The 17,032-nt window shown below is 70.2% G+C and carries 18 protein-coding genes and 3 pseudogenes; 11 read left to right on the forward strand and 10 right to left on the reverse strand.

Annotation, left to right across the window (positions count from 1 at the left end):
• Positions 1-102 precede the first annotated feature (102 nt).
• The 3 genes from ACFY5B_RS03220 to ACFY5B_RS03230 form a co-directional block, all read right to left on the reverse strand.
• Positions 103-696, reverse strand: a complete 594-nt coding sequence (locus ACFY5B_RS03220) for a TetR family transcriptional regulator (protein WP_389963748.1) — start codon at positions 694-696, stop codon at positions 103-105.
• A 25-nt stretch (positions 697-721) separates the two neighbouring features.
• Positions 722-1,726, reverse strand: a complete 1,005-nt coding sequence (locus ACFY5B_RS03225; protein WP_389963751.1) for an aldo/keto reductase — start codon at positions 1,724-1,726, stop codon at positions 722-724.
• A gap of 98 nt (positions 1,727-1,824) precedes the next feature.
• A complete protein-coding gene (locus ACFY5B_RS03230) occupies positions 1,825-2,442 on the reverse strand; it encodes a LysE family translocator (RefSeq protein WP_389963754.1) in 618 nt (205 codons plus the stop codon).
• Positions 2,443-2,684: 242 nt separating this feature from the next.
• On the opposite strand from ACFY5B_RS03230, the gene ACFY5B_RS03235 reads away from it, so the two are divergent.
• Positions 2,685-3,788, forward strand: a complete 1,104-nt coding sequence (locus ACFY5B_RS03235) for an endonuclease/exonuclease/phosphatase family protein (RefSeq protein WP_389963757.1) — start codon at positions 2,685-2,687, stop codon at positions 3,786-3,788.
• A 69-nt stretch (positions 3,789-3,857) separates the two neighbouring features.
• Here ACFY5B_RS03235 and ACFY5B_RS03240 read toward each other — a convergent pair whose 3' ends face one another.
• Positions 3,858-5,240 carry a glycine--tRNA ligase gene (locus tag ACFY5B_RS03240; RefSeq protein ID WP_389963760.1) on the reverse strand — a complete coding sequence of 461 codons (1,383 nt, stop codon included), beginning with the start codon at positions 5,238-5,240 and terminating at the stop codon, positions 3,858-3,860.
• Between the two features lie 228 nt (positions 5,241-5,468).
• On the opposite strand from ACFY5B_RS03240, the gene ACFY5B_RS03245 reads away from it, so the two are divergent.
• The 5 genes from ACFY5B_RS03245 to ACFY5B_RS03265 all read left to right on the forward strand — a co-directional run bounded on the left by ACFY5B_RS03245 (position 5,469) and on the right by ACFY5B_RS03265 (position 8,966).
• Positions 5,469-6,431: a metal ABC transporter substrate-binding protein gene (locus tag ACFY5B_RS03245; protein WP_389963763.1), complete on the forward strand. Its 963-nt coding sequence runs from the start codon at positions 5,469-5,471 to the stop codon at positions 6,429-6,431.
• Between the two features lie 20 nt (positions 6,432-6,451).
• Entirely contained in the window at positions 6,452-7,219 is a 768-nt protein-coding gene (locus tag ACFY5B_RS03250) for a metal ABC transporter ATP-binding protein (RefSeq protein WP_389963766.1), read from the forward strand.
• A complete protein-coding gene (locus ACFY5B_RS03255; RefSeq protein WP_389963768.1) occupies positions 7,219-8,121 on the forward strand; it encodes a metal ABC transporter permease in 903 nt (300 codons plus the stop codon). The genes ACFY5B_RS03250 and ACFY5B_RS03255 overlap by 1 nt, the downstream gene beginning before the upstream one ends.
• Positions 8,122-8,179: 58 nt before the next feature.
• Entirely contained in the window at positions 8,180-8,599 is a 420-nt protein-coding gene (locus ACFY5B_RS03260; RefSeq protein WP_389963771.1) for a Fur family transcriptional regulator, read from the forward strand.
• A 142-nt stretch (positions 8,600-8,741) separates the two neighbouring features.
• Positions 8,742-8,966: a hypothetical protein gene (locus ACFY5B_RS03265; RefSeq protein WP_389965174.1), complete on the forward strand. Its 225-nt coding sequence runs from the start codon at positions 8,742-8,744 to the stop codon at positions 8,964-8,966.
• Between the two features lie 143 nt (positions 8,967-9,109).
• Here ACFY5B_RS03265 and ACFY5B_RS03270 read toward each other — a convergent pair.
• The 5 genes and pseudogenes from ACFY5B_RS03270 to ACFY5B_RS03290 all read right to left on the reverse strand — a co-directional run.
• Positions 9,110-9,478 (reverse strand): annotated as a pseudogene (locus ACFY5B_RS03270) (MFS transporter); the annotation flags it as partial.
• Between the two features lie 48 nt (positions 9,479-9,526).
• The gene (locus ACFY5B_RS03275; protein WP_389963774.1) at positions 9,527-10,360 is read right to left on the reverse strand and encodes an isoprenyl transferase; all 834 of its coding nucleotides are present in this window, start codon (positions 10,358-10,360) and stop codon (positions 9,527-9,529) included.
• 61 nt (positions 10,361-10,421) lie between these two features.
• A complete protein-coding gene (gene recO, locus ACFY5B_RS03280) occupies positions 10,422-11,168 on the reverse strand; it encodes a DNA repair protein RecO (RefSeq protein WP_003990109.1) in 747 nt (248 codons plus the stop codon).
• A gap of 26 nt (positions 11,169-11,194) precedes the next feature.
• Complete coding sequence (locus ACFY5B_RS03285) at positions 11,195-11,410, reverse strand: hypothetical protein (protein ID WP_030836519.1); 216 nt, start codon at positions 11,408-11,410, stop codon at positions 11,195-11,197.
• Positions 11,407-11,613 (reverse strand): hypothetical protein, encoded by a 207-nt coding sequence (locus ACFY5B_RS03290; protein ID WP_389963777.1) that lies wholly within the window; start codon positions 11,611-11,613, stop codon positions 11,407-11,409. The genes ACFY5B_RS03285 and ACFY5B_RS03290 overlap by 4 nt, the downstream gene beginning before the upstream one ends.
• A 115-nt stretch (positions 11,614-11,728) precedes the next feature.
• On the opposite strand from ACFY5B_RS03290, the pseudogene ACFY5B_RS03295 reads away from it, so the two are divergent.
• From ACFY5B_RS03295 to ACFY5B_RS03310, 4 genes and pseudogenes are all read left to right on the forward strand, one after another.
• A pseudogene (locus ACFY5B_RS03295) lies at positions 11,729-12,250 on the forward strand (Scr1 family TA system antitoxin-like transcriptional regulator).
• Positions 12,232-12,437, forward strand: a pseudogene (locus ACFY5B_RS03300) (DUF397 domain-containing protein). The pseudogenes ACFY5B_RS03295 and ACFY5B_RS03300 overlap by 19 nt, the downstream one beginning before the upstream one ends.
• Entirely contained in the window at positions 12,434-12,913 is a 480-nt protein-coding gene (locus ACFY5B_RS03305) for a GNAT family N-acetyltransferase (RefSeq protein WP_389963780.1), read from the forward strand. The pseudogene ACFY5B_RS03300 and the gene ACFY5B_RS03305 overlap by 4 nt, the downstream one beginning before the upstream one ends.
• A 157-nt stretch (positions 12,914-13,070) precedes the next feature.
• On the forward strand, positions 13,071-14,549 hold the full coding sequence (locus ACFY5B_RS03310; protein ID WP_389963783.1) for an alpha/beta hydrolase: 1,479 nt from the start codon (positions 13,071-13,073) through the stop codon (positions 14,547-14,549).
• A gap of 120 nt (positions 14,550-14,669) precedes the next feature.
• Here ACFY5B_RS03310 and ACFY5B_RS03315 read toward each other — a convergent pair whose 3' ends face one another.
• Positions 14,670-15,107 (reverse strand): protein phosphatase, encoded by a 438-nt coding sequence (locus ACFY5B_RS03315; RefSeq protein WP_389963787.1) that lies wholly within the window; start codon positions 15,105-15,107, stop codon positions 14,670-14,672.
• A 293-nt stretch (positions 15,108-15,400) separates the two neighbouring features.
• On the opposite strand from ACFY5B_RS03315, the gene ACFY5B_RS03320 reads away from it, so the two are divergent.
• Entirely contained in the window at positions 15,401-17,029 is a 1,629-nt protein-coding gene (locus tag ACFY5B_RS03320; RefSeq protein WP_389963790.1) for an ABC transporter substrate-binding protein, read from the forward strand.
• Positions 17,030-17,032 lie beyond the last annotated feature (3 nt).

Below are 17,032 nucleotides of genomic sequence, written 5' to 3' on the forward strand. Positions count from 1 at the left end.
CAGACCCTCGGGAAGGGCGGGGGGTTGTGCGGGTTTCGAGTGTGGCGTCCCTCACATATGACATGAGGGTGGGTGCCGTGTCCGGACGGATTGCGCCGCGGACTACGGCGCCCGCCGTAGCCCCTGCACCAGCAGGTCGACGACCGCCGCGAAGTCGGCTTCGGTGCCCGGCTCCTCCCACTCCCTCGCGTAACAGGGGTCGTGGAAGCGGCCCGTGGCCTGGAAGACCGCGCGGGCCGAGGCCTCCGGGTCGGTGGCGGCGAAGTCGCCCGTCTCGACGCCGGCCTGGATGATGCGGGTCAGTTGCGTCTCCAGGTCGGTGATGTGCTCGCCCACCGCCGTGCCGTTCTCGTCGGTGAGGACCATGTACGTGGCGAACAGCTCCGGGTCCTCGCCCGCCTTGCGGCGCTTGGCGGCGAACAGCGCGGCGAGCCAGTCCCGCAGCCGGTCCTCCGGCACGCGGTCCGCGGCGACGATCCCGGACAGCTGCCCGGAGGTGCGGTCCAGCCAGCGCTTGGTGACCGCCTCGCGCAGGGCCGCCTTCGTCCGGAAGTGGCGGTAGACGCTGCCGTGGCTGACACCGAGCGCGCGCGCCACGTCCACCACGGTGGCCTTGGCCGGGCCGTGACGGCGCAGCACCTCCTCGGTGGCCTCGAGGATGCGCTCGGCGGTCAGAATCTCGCTGGTCGGTGCCATGCCCTGACCGTACCCGGAGCCCGGTTCAGCTCTCGAGGTGCGCCATCTGGGCCGCCGGGTAGCGGTCGCCCGCTGCGGCACCGGCCGGTACGGCCTCCTCGATCGCGGCCAGGTCGGCCGGTTCCAGCGTCAGGTCCAGCGCGCCCAGCGCCTCTGTGAGCCGGTCGCGGCGGCGGGCGCCGACCAGGGGCACGATGTCCTCACCGCGGGAGAGCACCCAGGCGATCGCGATCTGCGCGACGCTGACGCCCTTCTGCTCGGCGATCTTCCGCAGGGCCTCGACGAGGTTCAGGTTGTGCCGGAGGTTGTCGCCCTGGAAGCGCGGCGACATGGCCCGGAAGTCACCCGCGCCGAGCTGCCGGTCCGCGGTGAAGTGGCCGGAGATCAGACCGCGGGAGAGCACGCCGTACGCCGTGATACCGATCCCCAGCTCGCGGACGGTGGGCAGGACCGCGTCCTCGATGCCGCGGGATATGAGGGAGTACTCGATCTGAAGGTCGGACACGGGCGCGGTGGCCGCCGCGCGGCGGATCGTCTCGGCGCCGACCTCGCTGAGGCCGATGTGCCGCACATAGCCCTTCTCGACGAGGTCCGCTATCGCGCCGACCGTCTCCTCGATCGGCACGTCCGGGTCGAGGCGGGCGATGCGGTAGACGTCGATGTGGTCGACGCCGAGCCGCTGGAGGGAGTACGCGGCGAAGCTCTTCACGGCGGCGGGACGGCCGTCGTAGCCGAGCCAGCTGCCGTCCGGGCCGCGCAGCGCGCCGAACTTCACGCTGACGAGGGCCTGTTCACGCCGGGCCGCGGGGGCCGCGCGAAGGGCCTCGCCGATCAGCATCTCGTTGTGACCCATGGCGTAGAAGTCGCCGGTGTCGAGCAGGGTGACGCCCGCTTCGAGCGCCGCGTGGATCGTCGCGATGGACTCGGTCCGGTCCGCCTCGCCGTACAGGGCGGACATGCCCATGCAGCCGAGGCCGAGGGCGGAGACCTGGGGTCCTGTGGTTCCGAGGGGTCGGGTGCGCATCGTCATGCCTCCACCCTGCCATGACAGCTGACAGATTTCAATATCTGTCATTCGATACCTGTCACCCGGCCGGAATGCGCCTCAGCCCCGCTCGCCGTCCGCGACTACCGCGCCGTGAACGCCAGCTTCGCCCCCAGCGCCACGAAGGACCCCGCGAAACCCCGCCGCAGCCAGGCCGTCACCCGCGGCCGGCCCACGACATGCCGGCGCACGGACGCGGCCAGCACGCCGTAGGCGGCGAACACGACGAAGGTCGCCAGCATGAAGAACCCGCCGAGCGCCGCCATCCGCAGCACCGCGTGCGGCTCCCCGGGGCTCACGAACTGCGGCAGGAACGCGAAGAAGAAGATCGTCAGCTTCGGGTTGAGGATGTTGACCAGCACGCCACGCACGATCACCCGCCGCGCCGACATCTCCGGAGGCGCCTCCCCCTCCTCCACCACGAGCGCCTCCTTGTCCCGCGCCGTCGACCACGCCATGTACAGCAGGTAGGCGACACCCGCGTACTTCAGCACCTGGAAGGCGGTCGCGCTCGCGTGCAGCAACGCGGCGACGCCGGTGACGGTGGCCAGCAGATGCGGCACGATCCCGAGCGTGCAGCCGACGGCCGCGACGACACCGGCACGGCTCCCCCGGGAGAGCGCGGCGGCGAGGGTGTAGACCACGCCGGTGCCCGGCGTGGCGACGACGACAAGAGTGGTCAGCAGGAACGCGATGCTCATGCCGCCACCCTGACGCCGCCCCGCCCGGGCGAACAGGACCAATCGGCGTCGGCGCTCCAGGACCAATACCCCGGGCCCCCGACCTCAGGAGTTTCGCCGCTCGCCCCCCAGGGACCTCAACGGCCCCACCGTTCGACACACTTCACACGGGCTCCGACAATGGAAGTGCCGGTGAGCGGTCTCCCCGGCGGCGCCCGCCCACCGGTCGCGCGGAACTCCTGCGCCGCCCGAGGGAGCGCGTCATGACGATCCGTATCGCCACCTTCAACACGGAGAACCTCTTCCGCCGCCCCAAGGTCTTCCGCCTGCCGGACGACAAGCAGCGCCGCGAGATCCTCGACGACTACGCCGAGCTGGTGTCCCTGCTGGAGAAGAAGACCTACGACGACGTCACCAAGGTCCGCATCGCCGAACTCCTCAAGAAGCACCGCGTGCACGACTCCCGCAAGGACAGGCCGTTCTTCGTCAACGAGACGCGCGGCAAGGACACGCTGTTCGAGACGACGGGCAGCGGCGAGAACGTCAAGTTCACGATCGTCGCCAAGGGCCGCCCGGCCTGGACCGGCTGGGTGGAACTGGTCCGTGACGACCTGGACTGGGAGGTCGTGCACAACACCGGCCGGGTGATCGCCGAGGTCGACGCCGACATCCTGCTCACGGTGGAGGTGGAGGACCGCACGACCCTGCGCCGGTTCAACGAACAGGTGCTGGGCGCCGACCTGAAGAAGACGCCGTACCCCTACGACATGGTGATCGACGGCAACGACCCGCGCGGCATCGACGTCGGGATCCTCAGCCGCCACCCGATCACGTCCATGAGGTCCCACGTCTTCGACGCCGACCCCGACCGCCCGGGCAAATACCTCTTCAGCCGGGACTGCCCCGAGTACGAGATCCAGATCGGCGGGCCACCGCTGTGGCTGCTCGGCAACCACCTCAAGAGCCAGAGCGACGACAACCCGGAGCTGCGCATCGCGCAGGCCCGGCGGGTGGCGTCGATCTATCAAGCCGCCCTGGAACGCTCCCCGCACGTCATCGTGGCCGGCGACCTCAACGACGAACCGTCCAGCGAGGCGATCCGCGCCCTGCTGGGCACGGGGCTGCGGGACGTGATGAGCCACCCGGAGTACCGGGGCACCCCGGGCACCCACGGGACGGGCAAGACCGAGAGCCAGAAGCTCGACTATCTGATGCTGCCGCCGCCGCTCTGGGACCAGGTGCAGCACGTGGAGGTCGAGCGGCGCGGCGTCTGGGCGCCCTCGACGATCAAGTCCTTCGACTCGGTCACCTCGAAGTGGAACCGCGCCTCGGACCACGCTGCCGTCTACGTGGACCTCGACCTGTGAAGCCGCCGGAACACACCGGTGCCGGGCCCCTCCGAGGAGGAACCCGGCACCGCGACGCGAGGAAAGCGATCAGCAGCCGATGAGGCGGGCCGCCAGGTAGCCCTCGATCTGGTCGAGGGAGACGCGCTCCTGCTTCATCGAGTCGCGCTCGCGGACGGTGACCGCGTTGTCCTCCAGGGTGTCGAAGTCGACGGTCACGCAGAACGGCGTACCGATCTCGTCCTGGCGGCGGTAACGGCGGCCGATGGCGCCGGCGTCGTCGAACTCGATGTTCCAGTTCTGCCGGAGCGCCTGGGCGAGGCCCTTGGCCTTCGGGGACAGCTCCGGGTTGCGGGACAGCGGCAGCACCGCGACCTTCACCGGGGCGAGGCGCGGGTCGAGGCGCAGCACGGTGCGCTTCTCCATCTTGCCCTTGGCGTTGGGGGCCTCGTCCTCGATGTAGGCGTCCAGGAGGAACGCCAGCATCGCGCGGCCGACACCGGCCGCGGGCTCGATGACGTAGGGGGTCCAGCGCTCGCCGGCCTCCTGGTCGAAGTAGGTGAGGTCCTGGCCGGAGGCCTTGGAGTGGGCGCCGAGGTCGTAGTCGGTGCGGTTGGCGACGCCCTCGAGCTCGCCCCACTCACTGCCGCCGAAGGAGAACCGGTACTCGATGTCGGCGGTGCGCTTGGAGTAGTGGGAGAGCTTCTCCTTCGGGTGCTCGTACCACCGCATGTTCTCCTCGCGCAGGCCGAGGCCGGTGTACCAGTTCCAGCGCTGCTCCATCCAGTACTCCTGCCACTTCTCGTCCTCGCCCGGCTTGACGAAGAACTCCATCTCCATCTGCTCGAACTCGCGGGTGCGGAAGATGAAGTTGCCGGGCGTGATCTCGTTGCGGAAGGACTTGCCCATCTGGGCGATGCCGAACGGCGGCTTGCGGCGCGAGGTGGTCTGCACCTGCGAGAAGTTGGTGAAGATGCCCTGGGCGGTCTCGGGACGCAGGTAGGCGACGGAGCCGGAGTCCTGCGTCGGGCCGAGGTGCGTGGACAGCAGGCCCGAGAACTGCTTGGGCTCGGTGAACTGGCCCTTGTTGCCGCAGTTGGGGCAGTTGATGTCGGCCAGGCCGTTCTCCGGGGCGCGGCCCTTCTTCTCCTCGTAGGCCTCTTCCAGGTGGTCCGCGCGGAACCGCTTGTGGCAGGAGGTGCATTCGGTCAGCGGGTCCGTGAAGGTGGCGACGTGACCGGAGGCGACCCAGACCTCGGGGGCCAGGATCACGGACGAGTCGATGCCCACGACGTCCTCGCGCGACGTCACCATGTAGCGCCACCACTGGCGCTTGAGGTTCTCCTTGAGCTCGACACCCAGGGGGCCGTAGTCCCAAGCGGCGCGCTGACCGCCGTAGATCTCACTACAGGGGAATACGAAGCCACGGCGCTTGCTCAGGCTGACGATGGTGTCGATCTTGTCGGCGGCCACGGTGCTCTCTTCATTACGACGACGAATACTGATGGGGGTGGCGCGGAAGCGCCTCGATGAGGGGTGGTGGTCGGGAGACGGGCGGGCGGAGCGAGTTGCTTCCAGCGAATGCTTCAGGTTACCGGCGGGGGCGCCCCCTCAATCAAATCGCTCCCCCTCCGGCGACCTCAAGGCCCAGCTCGGACGGTTTGTTGACAACCGTTTCCATATTTGTTGAAAATGAGTGTCATGAACGTACGACGACGCCTCATACCCGCCGCCGCGGCCGCCTCTCTCGGCCTCGGCGCCCTGACCGCCTGCTCCAGCGACAGCGCGGCGACGGGCAACACGGACAAGTTCGACGTCGTCGCGTCGTTCTACCCGATGGCCTTCCTCGCCGAGCAGATCGGTGGCGACCACGCGAACGTCACCAGCCTGACCGAGCCCGGCCAGGAACCGCACGACCTGGAGATCAGCACCCAGCAGCGCGCGCAGCTGGAGGAGGCCGACGCGGCGCTCTACCTCAAGGGCCTGCAGCCCGCCGTCGACAAGGCCTTCGACCAGACCGGCATCGAGACCAAGATCGACGCGGCCACGCTGACCCACCTCGAGGACCACGGCACCGGCGGCCACAGCCACGAGGGCGAGGAAGGCCACTCCGAGGAAGGCCACTCCGAGGAGGACGAGCACGGCCGCGACCCGCACGTCTGGCTCGACCCGGTGAAGTACGCCGAGATCGCCCAGGGCGTCGGCAAGGCCTTCGAGAAGGCCGACCCGCAGAACGCGGCCGACTACAAGAAGAACACCGCGGCCCTGGTCACGAAGCTGAAGGGCCTCGACGGCGACTTCGAGAACGGCCTGAGGAACACCAAGTCCAAGGTCTTCTTCACCAACCACGCCGCCTTCGGCTACCTCGCCGAGCGCTACGGCCTCACCCAGGAGGCCATCTCCGGCGTCGACCCCGAGAGCGAGCCGAGCGGCGCCCGGGTGCGGGAGCTCCAGCAGGAGGCGAAGGCCGACGGCGTCACCACCGTCTTCTACGAGACACTGGTCTCCGACAAGACCGCGAAGACCCTGGCCCGCGACGCGAACCTCAAGACCGACGTCCTCGACCCGATCGAGGGCATCACGGACAAGTCCCGCGGCGACGACTACTTCCAGGTCATGGAAGCCAACCTCAAGGCCCTGCAGACGGCCCTGGGAGCCAAGTGATCGACCCATCGGAGGACGGCATGACCGAGCCCGTCGTATCCCTGCGCGGCGTCCGCGCGGACCTGGGCTCGCGCCCCGTGCTGCGCGGCATCGACCTCACCGTGCACCGTGGCGAGGTCGTCGCGCTGCTCGGCGCGAACGGCTCGGGCAAGTCGACGGCCGTGCGCAGCGTCATCGGCCAGGTGCAGACCGGCGCCGGCGACATCGAGCTGTTCGGCACGGACCGCAGGCGGTTCCGCGACTGGCACCGCGTGGGCTACGTCCCGCAGCGCACCACGGCCGCCGGCGGCGTGCCCGCCACGGTGACCGAGGTGGTCTCCTCCGGCCGCCTGTCCCGGGCCCGCTTCGGCGTCCTGCGCAAGGCCGACCACGCGGCCGTACGACGCGCCCTGGACCTCGTCGGCATGGCCGACCGGGCCAAGGACTCCGTCGACGCCCTCTCCGGCGGCCAGCACCAGCGGGTCCTGATCGCCCGTGCGCTCGCCTCCGAGCCCGAACTGCTGATCATGGACGAGCCGATGGCCGGGGTCGACCTGGCCAGCCAGGAAGTCCTCGCGCACACCCTCACCGAGCAGGTCTCCCAGGGCGCGACCGTGCTGCTCGTACTGCACGAACTGGGCCCCCTGGAGCCCCTCATCGACCGGGCGGTCGTCCTGCGCGACGGCTGCGTCGTCCACGACGGGCCACCCCCGAAGGCCGTCGGCCAGCACGCCCTGCCCGGCCACGACCACGTACACCCGCACGCACCGGCGGGCGCCGAACCGATCCGTACGGGACTGCTGAGCTGATGGACTTCCTCGACTACGCCTTCATGCAGCGGGCCCTGCTCGCCGCCGTCCTGGTCGGCATCACGGCCCCCGCGGTGGGGATCTACCTCGTGCAGCGCCGCCAGGCCCTGATGGGCGACGGCATCGGCCACGTGGCGATGACCGGCGTCGGCCTGGGCTTCCTGCTGACCTGGTCCCCGGTGTGGATGGCGACCCTGGTCTCCGTCCTCGGCGCGGTCCTCATGGAGCTGATCCGCTGGTACGGCAAGACCCGCGGCGACATCGCCCTCGCGATGCTGTTCTACGGCGGCATGGCCGGCGGTGTGATGTTCATCAACCTCGCGCCCACCGGCTCCAACGCCAACCTGACGTCGTACCTGTTCGGCTCCCTGTCGACGGTGTCCGAGTCGGACGTCACGGCGATCTGCGTCCTGGCCGCGTTCGTCGTCCTGGTCACCCTCGGCCTGCGGCGGCAGCTGTTCGCGGTCAGCCAGGACGAGGAGTTCGCCCGGGTGACGGGGCTGCCGGTGCGCGTGCTGAACCTGCTGACGGCGGTCACCGCCGCCGTCACCGTGACGGTGGCGATGCGGGTGGTCGGGCTGCTCCTGGTCAGTGCGCTGATGGTGGTGCCCGTCGCGGCCGCCCAGCAGATCACCCGCAGCTTCGCCGCCACCTTCGTGATCGCCGTGGCCATCGGCGTGAGCGTGACGATCGGCGGCACCGTCACCTCGTACTACCAGGACGTGCCGCCCGGTGCGACGATCGTGCTGCTGACCATCGGCGCGTTCATCGCTCTGACGGCGCTCGCGGCGCCGCTGGCCCGCCGCCGCGCCCGGGCCCGGGCGGCCGCGGACGGCGCGACCGACCCCGGGGACTGCACGATCCCGGGCAGCCGCCGGGCGGCCGACGAGGTCGGCGTCTGACCGCCCCCGCGCCGGGCTGGCACAATGGCCCGGGCAAGGCAGACGTGAGGAGGCAACGGTGACGACCGCTGGACCGTCCGTGAAGGGCCGCGCCACCAAGCAGCGGGCCGCTGTGGCGGCGGCCCTGCAGGAGGTCGACGAGTTCCGCAGCGCGCAGGAACTGCACGACATGCTCAAGCACAAGGGCGACTCGGTCGGGCTCACCACGGTCTACCGCACCCTGCAGTCCCTCGCCGACGCCGGTGAGGTCGACGTCCTGCGGACCGCCGACGGCGAGTCCGTCTACCGCCGGTGTTCCACCGACGACCATCACCATCACCTCGTGTGCCGGAGCTGCGGCAAGGCCGTCGAGGTCGAGGGACCGGCCGTGGAGAAGTGGGCGGAGTCCATCGCGGCGGAGCACGGGTATGTGAACGTGGCTCATACGGTGGAGATTTTCGGGACCTGCGAGGACTGTGCGAAGGCCGCCGGCGGTTGAGCCGGGTTTCGCTCTCCGCCGTGGGGGTGAGGCCTCCTTGCCGGGTACCGCTGTGTGGGGGTTGTTCGCGCAGTTCCCCGCGCCCCTGAGTCGGTGACCTCCAGCTTCGTTCGAAGCACCGCTCCAGTCTCAGGCGGACGGCATGAGGCCCTGGGGGGCTGAGCCCGCGCCGGACGAGCAGCGGCAGGGCGGTGGAGGCCAGGATCACGGTGCCGCCGATGCGCAGGACGAGGTCGTAGGCGCGTTCCGGGCCGGTCTCGGGGGTGAGCGAGGTGATGGCCGCCGCCACGGCCGCGAGGCCGATCGCGCCGAGCGTGACGAGGGCGGTGAGGACGACGCCCGAGGCCTCTCCGGCGCGGGCGGGTGAGACGACCTGCTGGGTGGCCACGCTGGCGAAGGTCCAGCCCAGGCCGGGCCCGAGCGCGCACCAGGTGAAGACGGGCAGGTAGACCCACCAGGACAGGCCTGGTGATCACGGAGACCGACACGGGGAAGATCAGTGCCGCGCCCCGCGCCCTGCACGATCCGGTCCACGACGAGCACGCCGAGGCTCGGCGCGAGGGCGCAGCCGACGGAGGCCGCGGCGAACAGCCCCGTCCCGGTCAACAGGATCGGGCGCCGCCCGAGGAGATCACCCAGCCGCCCCCCGACGATGAACAGGCAGCCGACGGCGAGCATGTACGCGGACAGCGTCCACTGCGCCGCGGAAACGGTCGTGTCCAGCTCGTCGGAGATCCCGGGGACGGCCAGGTTGAGCGCGAAGAAGTCCAGCTGGATGCAGAACAGAACAGGGCCAGCGAGGACGCGATGAAGACCCCGGTCCGTCGTGAGGCCCGGCGAGGTGCGTCGACGGCGCTGGAACCCGTGCCACCAGCACACGGCCGCCCTGGCCCGGCTGCCACCGGAAGGCCGCCGGGCCGCTGCTCGCTACGGCTGCTCGCCCTCCATGGCCAGCAGCTCCTCGTTCGGGACCGCCCCGCCGAAGCGGCGGTCCCGGGATGCGAACTCCAGGCACGCCCGCCACAGGTCACGCCGGTCGAAGTCGGGCCACAGCACGTCCTGGAAGACCATCTCGGCGTAGGCGCTCTGCCAGATCAGGTAGTTGGAGGTGCGCTGCTCACCGCTGGGCCGCAGGAACAGGTCCACGTCCGGCATGTCCGGGTAGTACATGTACTTCGCGAAGGTCTTCTCGTTGACCTTGGACGGGTCGAGCTTGCCGCTCTTCACGTCCGCCGCCAGCGCCTGCGCCGCGTCGGCGATCTCGGCCCGCCCGCCGTAGTTCATGCAGAAGTACAGCGTGAGCTTGTCGTTGCCCTTGGTCTGCTCCTGGGCGATCTGGAGCTCCTTGGCGACGGAGCGCCACAGCTTCGGCATCCGCCCGACCCAGCGCACCCGGATGCCCAGCTCGTCGAGCTGGTCACGGGTCTTGCGGATGAAGTCCCGGTTGAAGTTCATCAGGAAGCGCACCTCGTCGGGCGAGCGCTTCCAGTTCTCGGTGGAGAAGGCGTACAGGGAGATGGCGCCCACGCCCATCTCGATGGCTCCCTGGAGCACGTCCAGCACGCGCTCGGCGCCGACCTTGTGCCCTTCGGTGCGCGGCAGGCCCCGGTCCTTGGCCCAGCGGCCGTTGCCGTCCATGACGATCGCCACATGCTGCGGTACGAACTCCCCGGGGATCTTCGGGGGCCGCGCGCCGGACGGGTGCGGCTCCGGCGTCCTGTACTCCCGGCGCTGGCGCCCCAGGATCCCGCGTACGGCCATGTGTCTCTCGTCTCCTCGTGCTCGCTTGCTTCTGTGCTGCTCTGCTTGTGCGCTGCTCGCGCTACTTCTCGACGTAGCGCAGGGAGCGCAGCCCGCGCTCCATGTGCCAGTGCAGATACGCGGACACCAGCCCGCTGCCCTCCCGGACATAGCGCGCCTCGCACGCGTCCGCGGTCTCCCAGTCTCCCGTCAGCAGGGCGCCGAGGAGCTCCAGGGCCTGGGGCGAGGGTACGACGCTGCCGGGAACTCGGCAGTCCACGCAGACGGAACCGCCCGAGGCGACCGAGAAGAACCGGTTGGGTCCGGGCATCCCGCACTTCGCGCAGTCGGTGAAGCTCGGGGCGTACCCGTTGACGGCGAGGGAGCGGAGCAGGAACGCGTCGAGCACGAGATGGGGTGCGTGCTCGCCCCGGGCGAGGGTCCGCAGCCCGCCCACCAGCAGCAGGTACTGCTGCACGGCCGGCTCCCCTTCGTGGTCGGTGAACCGCTCGGCGGTCTCCAGCATGACGGTTCCGGCCGTGTACCGTGCGTAGTCGCTGACGATGCCGCCGCCGTACGGGGCGATGGTCTCACTCTGTGTACACAGCGGCAGACCGCGCCCGACCAGCTCGCTCCCCTTCGCGAAGAACTGCACGTCGACGTGGGAGAACGGTTCGAGGCGCGCACCGAACTTCGACTTCGTCCGGCGCACGCCCCGGGCCACCGCGCGTACTCGACCGTGACCGCGCGTGAGCAGCGTGATGATCCGGTCCGCCTCACCCAGCTTCTGGGTGCGCAGCACGATGCCGTCGTCGCGGAACAGACTCATGGCGCCATTCTCGCAGGGTCACCGCCTCACGGGACCTCGCCCCTGCTGCGTGCGTTGGCGTACGCCGTCGCCGCGCGCAGCCGCTCGGCCGGGGTGGCGTGCCGGACGGCTCCGGGGTCGGCGTCCCACTCCCTGCCGCCGCCGTACGGCCTCAGCTGCACGTAGGGCCCCTCATGCCCCATGACGATGCCGATGCGGCCGCTGCGGGTGTCCACGACATAGGCGCCGACCGGTGGCTTCATCGCAGCACCGCCGCGAGTCGCCGGGCGGTCTCCACGGAACACCGGCCCAATTCCACGAGCGGACAGGGTGCTTCCCGCGCAAGACTCACCGGGTCGAGCCCCAGTGACGGCAGGATAATTCCCGCCTCGGCGAGTTCTGCCCGCAATTCTTTCACCACGTCCTCCGCTTCTTCGACGCAGAGCGCCGAGTGTCGTACCTCCACGTGCTCCCCTCCCTTTCACGGTTTCACTCTTCGCGTCCCCACGGTGACGCTCCGCTTCTACAATCAGGAAGGGTCTGTGCCCTACAACTGCGGGGCAGTACAGAGGGGTTCGGTAATGGCCAACGGTTCTCGGCAGGCGGCGTGGGAGCTCTTCGGCGCGGAGCTCAGGCCATTCGCAAACCACAGTTGGATGTGGCGCAGCGGATCGACGGGGTGCTGCAAATCGACGGTATTTTCGAGCGGTTGTGCAGGATGCTGATTGACGATAAGCGGTACGCAGATTACTTCGCGGAGGTTGTGGAGCTGGAGAGGCTGGCGACGCATCCATTCGCAGCGGACGAGTTCCTCGAGGATCGCGTCGCCGCCCGCGTGGAACGCGCCCACTGCAGGCGCTCCCGTTCTCGGCGGGGGCTCCCGCGAACAACGGCTCGCTACGGCCATGGAGTTCGATGAAGCGCCGCCCGTCGCCTATACGGAAACGTCGTATTCGGGGACGTTGGTCGATGACCCGGCCATGGTGAAGCGGGCACAGCGCGCCTACGATCTGCTCAGGGGCGCCGCACTGTCGCCGGAGGCGTCCCTCGCCCTGGTCCGATCGGCGGCTGAGGAATTGCGACGATGCACTCCTACGACCTGAGCAACGCCCGCTGGCGCAAGAGCAGCTACAGCAACGGCGACGGCGGCAGCTGCGTCGAGGTCGCCGACGGAATACCGGGGCCGTTCCCGTCAGGGACAGCAAGCTGGCCGACGGCCCTGTGGTTCTGATCGGGGCGGATGCGTGGAGAGCGTTCCTGCGCACGGGCGGGGCCGCCCGCTTCCCATGACGGGCCACCAGCTCACCGAACCAGGGCCGGCATGGTCGATGCGTCCGGCACGGCCGATGGACGTCGACGCGATAGCGGAACTGCGAGCGACGGTGATGCGCCCGGACTTGGAGCGTCTGGGCCGCTACGACGAACACCGGGTGAGGCAGCGTCTTCGCGACGGCTTCTCCCCGCAGCACACGTCGATCATCACGGCCGCCGGATCCTTCGCAGGCAGCGTGACCTTGCGCCCGGCCGAGGACGGCCACTGGCTGGAGCACTTCTACCTCAGCCCGGACGTCCAGGGCAGGGGCCTGGGATCGGCAGTCCTCCGAACCCTCCTGACCAGGACGGACACTGCCGCCGAACCCGTCCGCCTGAACGTCCTCCAGGGCAGCCCCGCCCGCCGTCTCTACGAACGCCACGGCTTCATGGTGGAATCCCAGGACCCGATCGACGTCTTCATGCTGCGCCTGCCCCTGACGAACTGCCCCTGACGAACCGAACCCGCCGAGGGCTCGTGCAGGCCCGCGCCTGGAGCGTTCGGGCCGCCGTTCACGCCGATCGGCGACTCTGCAAGGGGGGGTAAACCCCCTGAGCAGTAGGGCAGTTGACTGGATGGGGTCAGGACCGGAAAGCCGTCAGGCTCGTCCCATGAAGCAGATCAAGCGCAACGCCTCCCTGATCGCGGCCTCCGCCCTCCTGTTCGGGCTCGCCGTCCCGCTGACCGCTTCCGCCGCCGGTGCCGCGCCGCTCGAATGGACGAAGTGCGAGGGCACCGGCCTCGACCCCCGTCAGCAGTGCGCGGTGCTCTCCGTGCCGATGAACTACGCCGATCCGGGCGGCCGGAAGATCGACATCGCCCTCTCCCGCCTCCCCAGTGAGAAGCCCTCCGCCCGCCGGGGCGCGTTACTCATGATCCCCGGCGGGCCCGGCGGGGACAGCCTCGCCGGGCCCTCCGAGAAGGGCAGGCAGCTGCCCCGGTCGGTACGCGACGCATACGACCTCATCGGCCTCGCCCCGCGTGGCAACTCCCCGTCCACGCCCGTGAGCTGCGGCTTCGACCGCTCCGACCTCGCCCGCACCAAGCTGCTCCCCTGGCCCGCAGCGGGCGGATCCGTCGCTGAGAACATGGCCGCCGCCCGCCGGATGTCGAACGCCTGCGCCCGCGCCGGCGACGAACTGCTGCAGCACATCAGCACCAAGAACAACGCCCGCGACATCGACCGCATCCGCGCCGCCCTCGGCGAGCGCAAACTGTCCGCCTGGGGCGTCTCGTACGGCACATACGTCGGCGCCGCCTACCGGGAGATGTTCCCGCGGCGCACCGACCGCGTCGTGCTCGACAGCAACGACCACCCCGACCCGGTGCAGGGCCAACGCGCCTGGCTCGCCGCGTTCGAGGTCGGCGTCGAGGACAACTTCCCCGAGTTCGCCAAGTGGGCCTCCAGGCCCGGCAACCCGCACCGGCTGGCCCGCACCGCGGCCGAGGTGCGCCCGCTCTTCTCGCGCCTCGCCGCCCGCCTGGACCGCACGCCGATCCCCTGGCCGGGCGCCAACCCCGGGGAGCTGAACGGCAATGTCCTGCGCCAGACCATGCTGGACGGCTTCTACGACCCCGCCGACGGCTACCCCGTCCTCGCCGAGCTGATCCTGGCGGCGAAGAAGGGCACGGTGCCGCCCGCCCCCCAGGCGCCGCCGGACCCGGTGCTGCGGAACTATGCCGCGGTCGTGGCCGCCACCGTCTGCAACGACGCCGCCTGGCCCCGGTCGGCCGCCGTCTACCGCAAGGACGTCGCCGCCGGCCGCCTGAAGTACCCGCTGACCGCGGGCATGCCGCGAAACGCGATGGTGTGCGCCGCCTGGCCGTGGCAGCCGAAGGAGCCGCCGCTGCGCGTCACCGACCGGGGCCCGTCCGACGTCCTGCTCATCCAGAACGAGCGGGACGTGGCGACCCCTCTCAGTGGTGCGCTGAAGCTGCGCGAGGCCCTGGGCCGGCGAGCCGTGATGGTCACGAACGACGCCACCGGCCACGGCGCCTACCTGGACAACGGCACCGCGTGCGGCGACACCCTCGTCTCCCGCTTCCTGGCCACCGGGGAACGGCCGCGCAAGGACACCCACTGCCGCTGACCGGCCTGGCCCGCCCGGGCGTACCTGCCCGCGAGGCCGCAGTCCGGGTCGTCGACCCGGTGTCTCCCCGCCCCGACGGTGTGCCTGGTCGATGCCGCGCACGTACCGCCGAGGCGGGATTCACCCCTCGCCGAACCCGCGCACGTACCGCCGCTGCCAAGGCGTCTCCACAGCATGCCGGTCGTAGTGCCGCCGGACGTATCCCACCGCCTCCTCCCCCGGCACCCCGTCCAGCACCGCCAGGCAGGCCAGTGCCGTGCCGGTGCGGCCGCGGCCGCCTCCGCAGGCGAGCTCCACCCGTTCCCCGGCGGCCCGCTCCCATACCTCGGCCAGTACCGCTCGGGCGGCCGCCCGGTCCGCCGGGAGACGGAAGTCGGGCCAGCGGATCCAGCCCGACTCCCAGGGGACCTCGGGCGGTCGCCGGCCGAGCAGGTAGACACCGTAGGAGGGGAGGGGCGCGCCGGGGTCCAGGGGGTGGCGCAGGCCTCGGCCGCGTACCAGCCGGCCGGACGGCAGTCTCAGGACGCCGGCGTCACTCTCGCTCCACAGCTCGGTCATGCTCCTCATCATGGTCCGCTCCCGCCCACCCGGTGACGGATTCGGCGACAGGGCCCGGGCGTCCTGACGTCCCGCCCCCGGCCACTCGTCCGGTGCTGCGACAGGTCCGACGCACCGTCAACTCAGCCGGTCCGGCGACGACGTCGGTCCGGCTTCCGGCGGATGGGCCATTCGTGTGCGAGCCCTTGACCGCCCCCACGGCCCCTCCTATGGTCGCGCTGACCACCGGACGTAGGACGTCGTATCTCCGCTGCCAGTCCCCCCTCCCCCCCCCAGACCTCGCTGGAGGACCCGTGCGCGATGTGACCCCCGCCGTGCTCGCGCTGCACCGCCGGTCGTTCCTGAAGCACACCGGCGCACTGGGCGCGGCCGCCGCCGTCTCCGCGTCGCTGTCGGCCTGTTCCGCGGGTCCGGAGTCCACCAACGACACCGGCAGCGGCGGCGGCGCGGACCGGACGCTCACCGCGGTGATCGGCTACGGCAACGACGGCAGCTGGGACCCCACCCAGACCGCGTCAGCGTTCTGCATGGCCGCCAACCACCACATCTACGAGGGGCTGCTGGACACGGACCCGATCTCGCGCGAGCCGTACGCCGCGCTGGCGACCGAGGTGCCGAAGGACCCGGGCAGCACGACGTGGAGGTTCACGCTGCGAGCGGGTGCGACGTTCCACGACGGCAAGCCCGTCACCGCCGACGATGTCGTCTTCGTCTTCGAGCGGATCCTCGACCCGGACACCCAGACCCTCGCCAAGGGCTTCTTCGCGAGCTGGCTGAAGGAGGTCCGGAAGGTCGACGCGCGGAACGTGGAGCTCGTGCTGAAGTTCCCCTTCCCCGACGGGCTTTCGCGGCTGACACTCGCCAAGATCATGCCCAAGCACGTGTTCTCCCGGCCCGGAGCCTGGGACGACGCCGTCAAGGGCAAGGCGATCGGCTCGGGGCCGTACCGGCAGACCGCGCACCATCCGAAGTCGAACACGACCTTCGAGGCGTTCGACGGCTACAACGGCCCCCGCAAGCCCGCCTTCCGGAAGATGAACTGGCTGACGATCGTGGACGCGGCTCCCCGCGTCGCGAAGATCTCGGGGTCGAGCGCGGGCGCGCAGATCGCCGACAACATCCCGTACGCCAACATCGGGCAGCTGGAGAGCGGCGGGATGACGGTCGCCGGCGGGGCCGGGATGAACAACCTGTTCCTGATGTTCAACACCGCGCACAAGCCGTTCGACGACGTGCGGGTGCGCCAGGCACTGCACTACGCCATCGACACCGAGAAGATGGTGGAGGTCGCGCTCAAGGGCCACGGCAAGCCGTCCAGTTCCTTCCTCGACGAGGCCAACCCGTCCTACCGGCGGGCGAAGACCGTCTACGACCACGACCCGGACAAGGCGAAGGCGCTGCTGGAACAGGCCGGGGTCAAGGGGCTGAGCATCGAGATCCTGGCCGTGAACGTCAGCTGGATCGTCGACTGCCTGCCGACCGTCAAGGCGTCCTGGGACGCGATCGGGGTGCAGACGACCCTGTCGCCGCAGGAGACCACGGCCGTGTTCACCAAACTGGACCAGAAGCGGGACTACCAGGTCGTGGCCGCCGCCTCGAACCCCAACCAGTTCGGCCTCGACGCCGATCTGATCATGCACTACAACCACGGTCCCGAGAACCTGTGGATGCAGTACACCCGCTGGGCCGCCGACCCCGTCGCCAGGCAGCTCTTCAAGGACATGGACCGGGCCACCCGGGAGCCCGACCCGGCGAAGAAGAAGGCGATCGTCCAGGACTACATCGACGTCGTCGCCGAGCAGGCCGTGCTCTACCCGGTCGTCCACAATGAGCTGATGACGGCCTGGGACCCGGCGCGGCTCAGCGGCATAAGGGCCCAGCCGTACCCGGGCATCAACCTCCTCCAGGCCAAGTGGGCCTAGCGC

This window comes from Streptomyces sp. NPDC013187, from assembly GCF_042899705.1.
Lineage (GTDB): Bacteria > Actinomycetota > Actinomycetes > Streptomycetales > Streptomycetaceae > Streptomyces > Streptomyces hawaiiensis_A.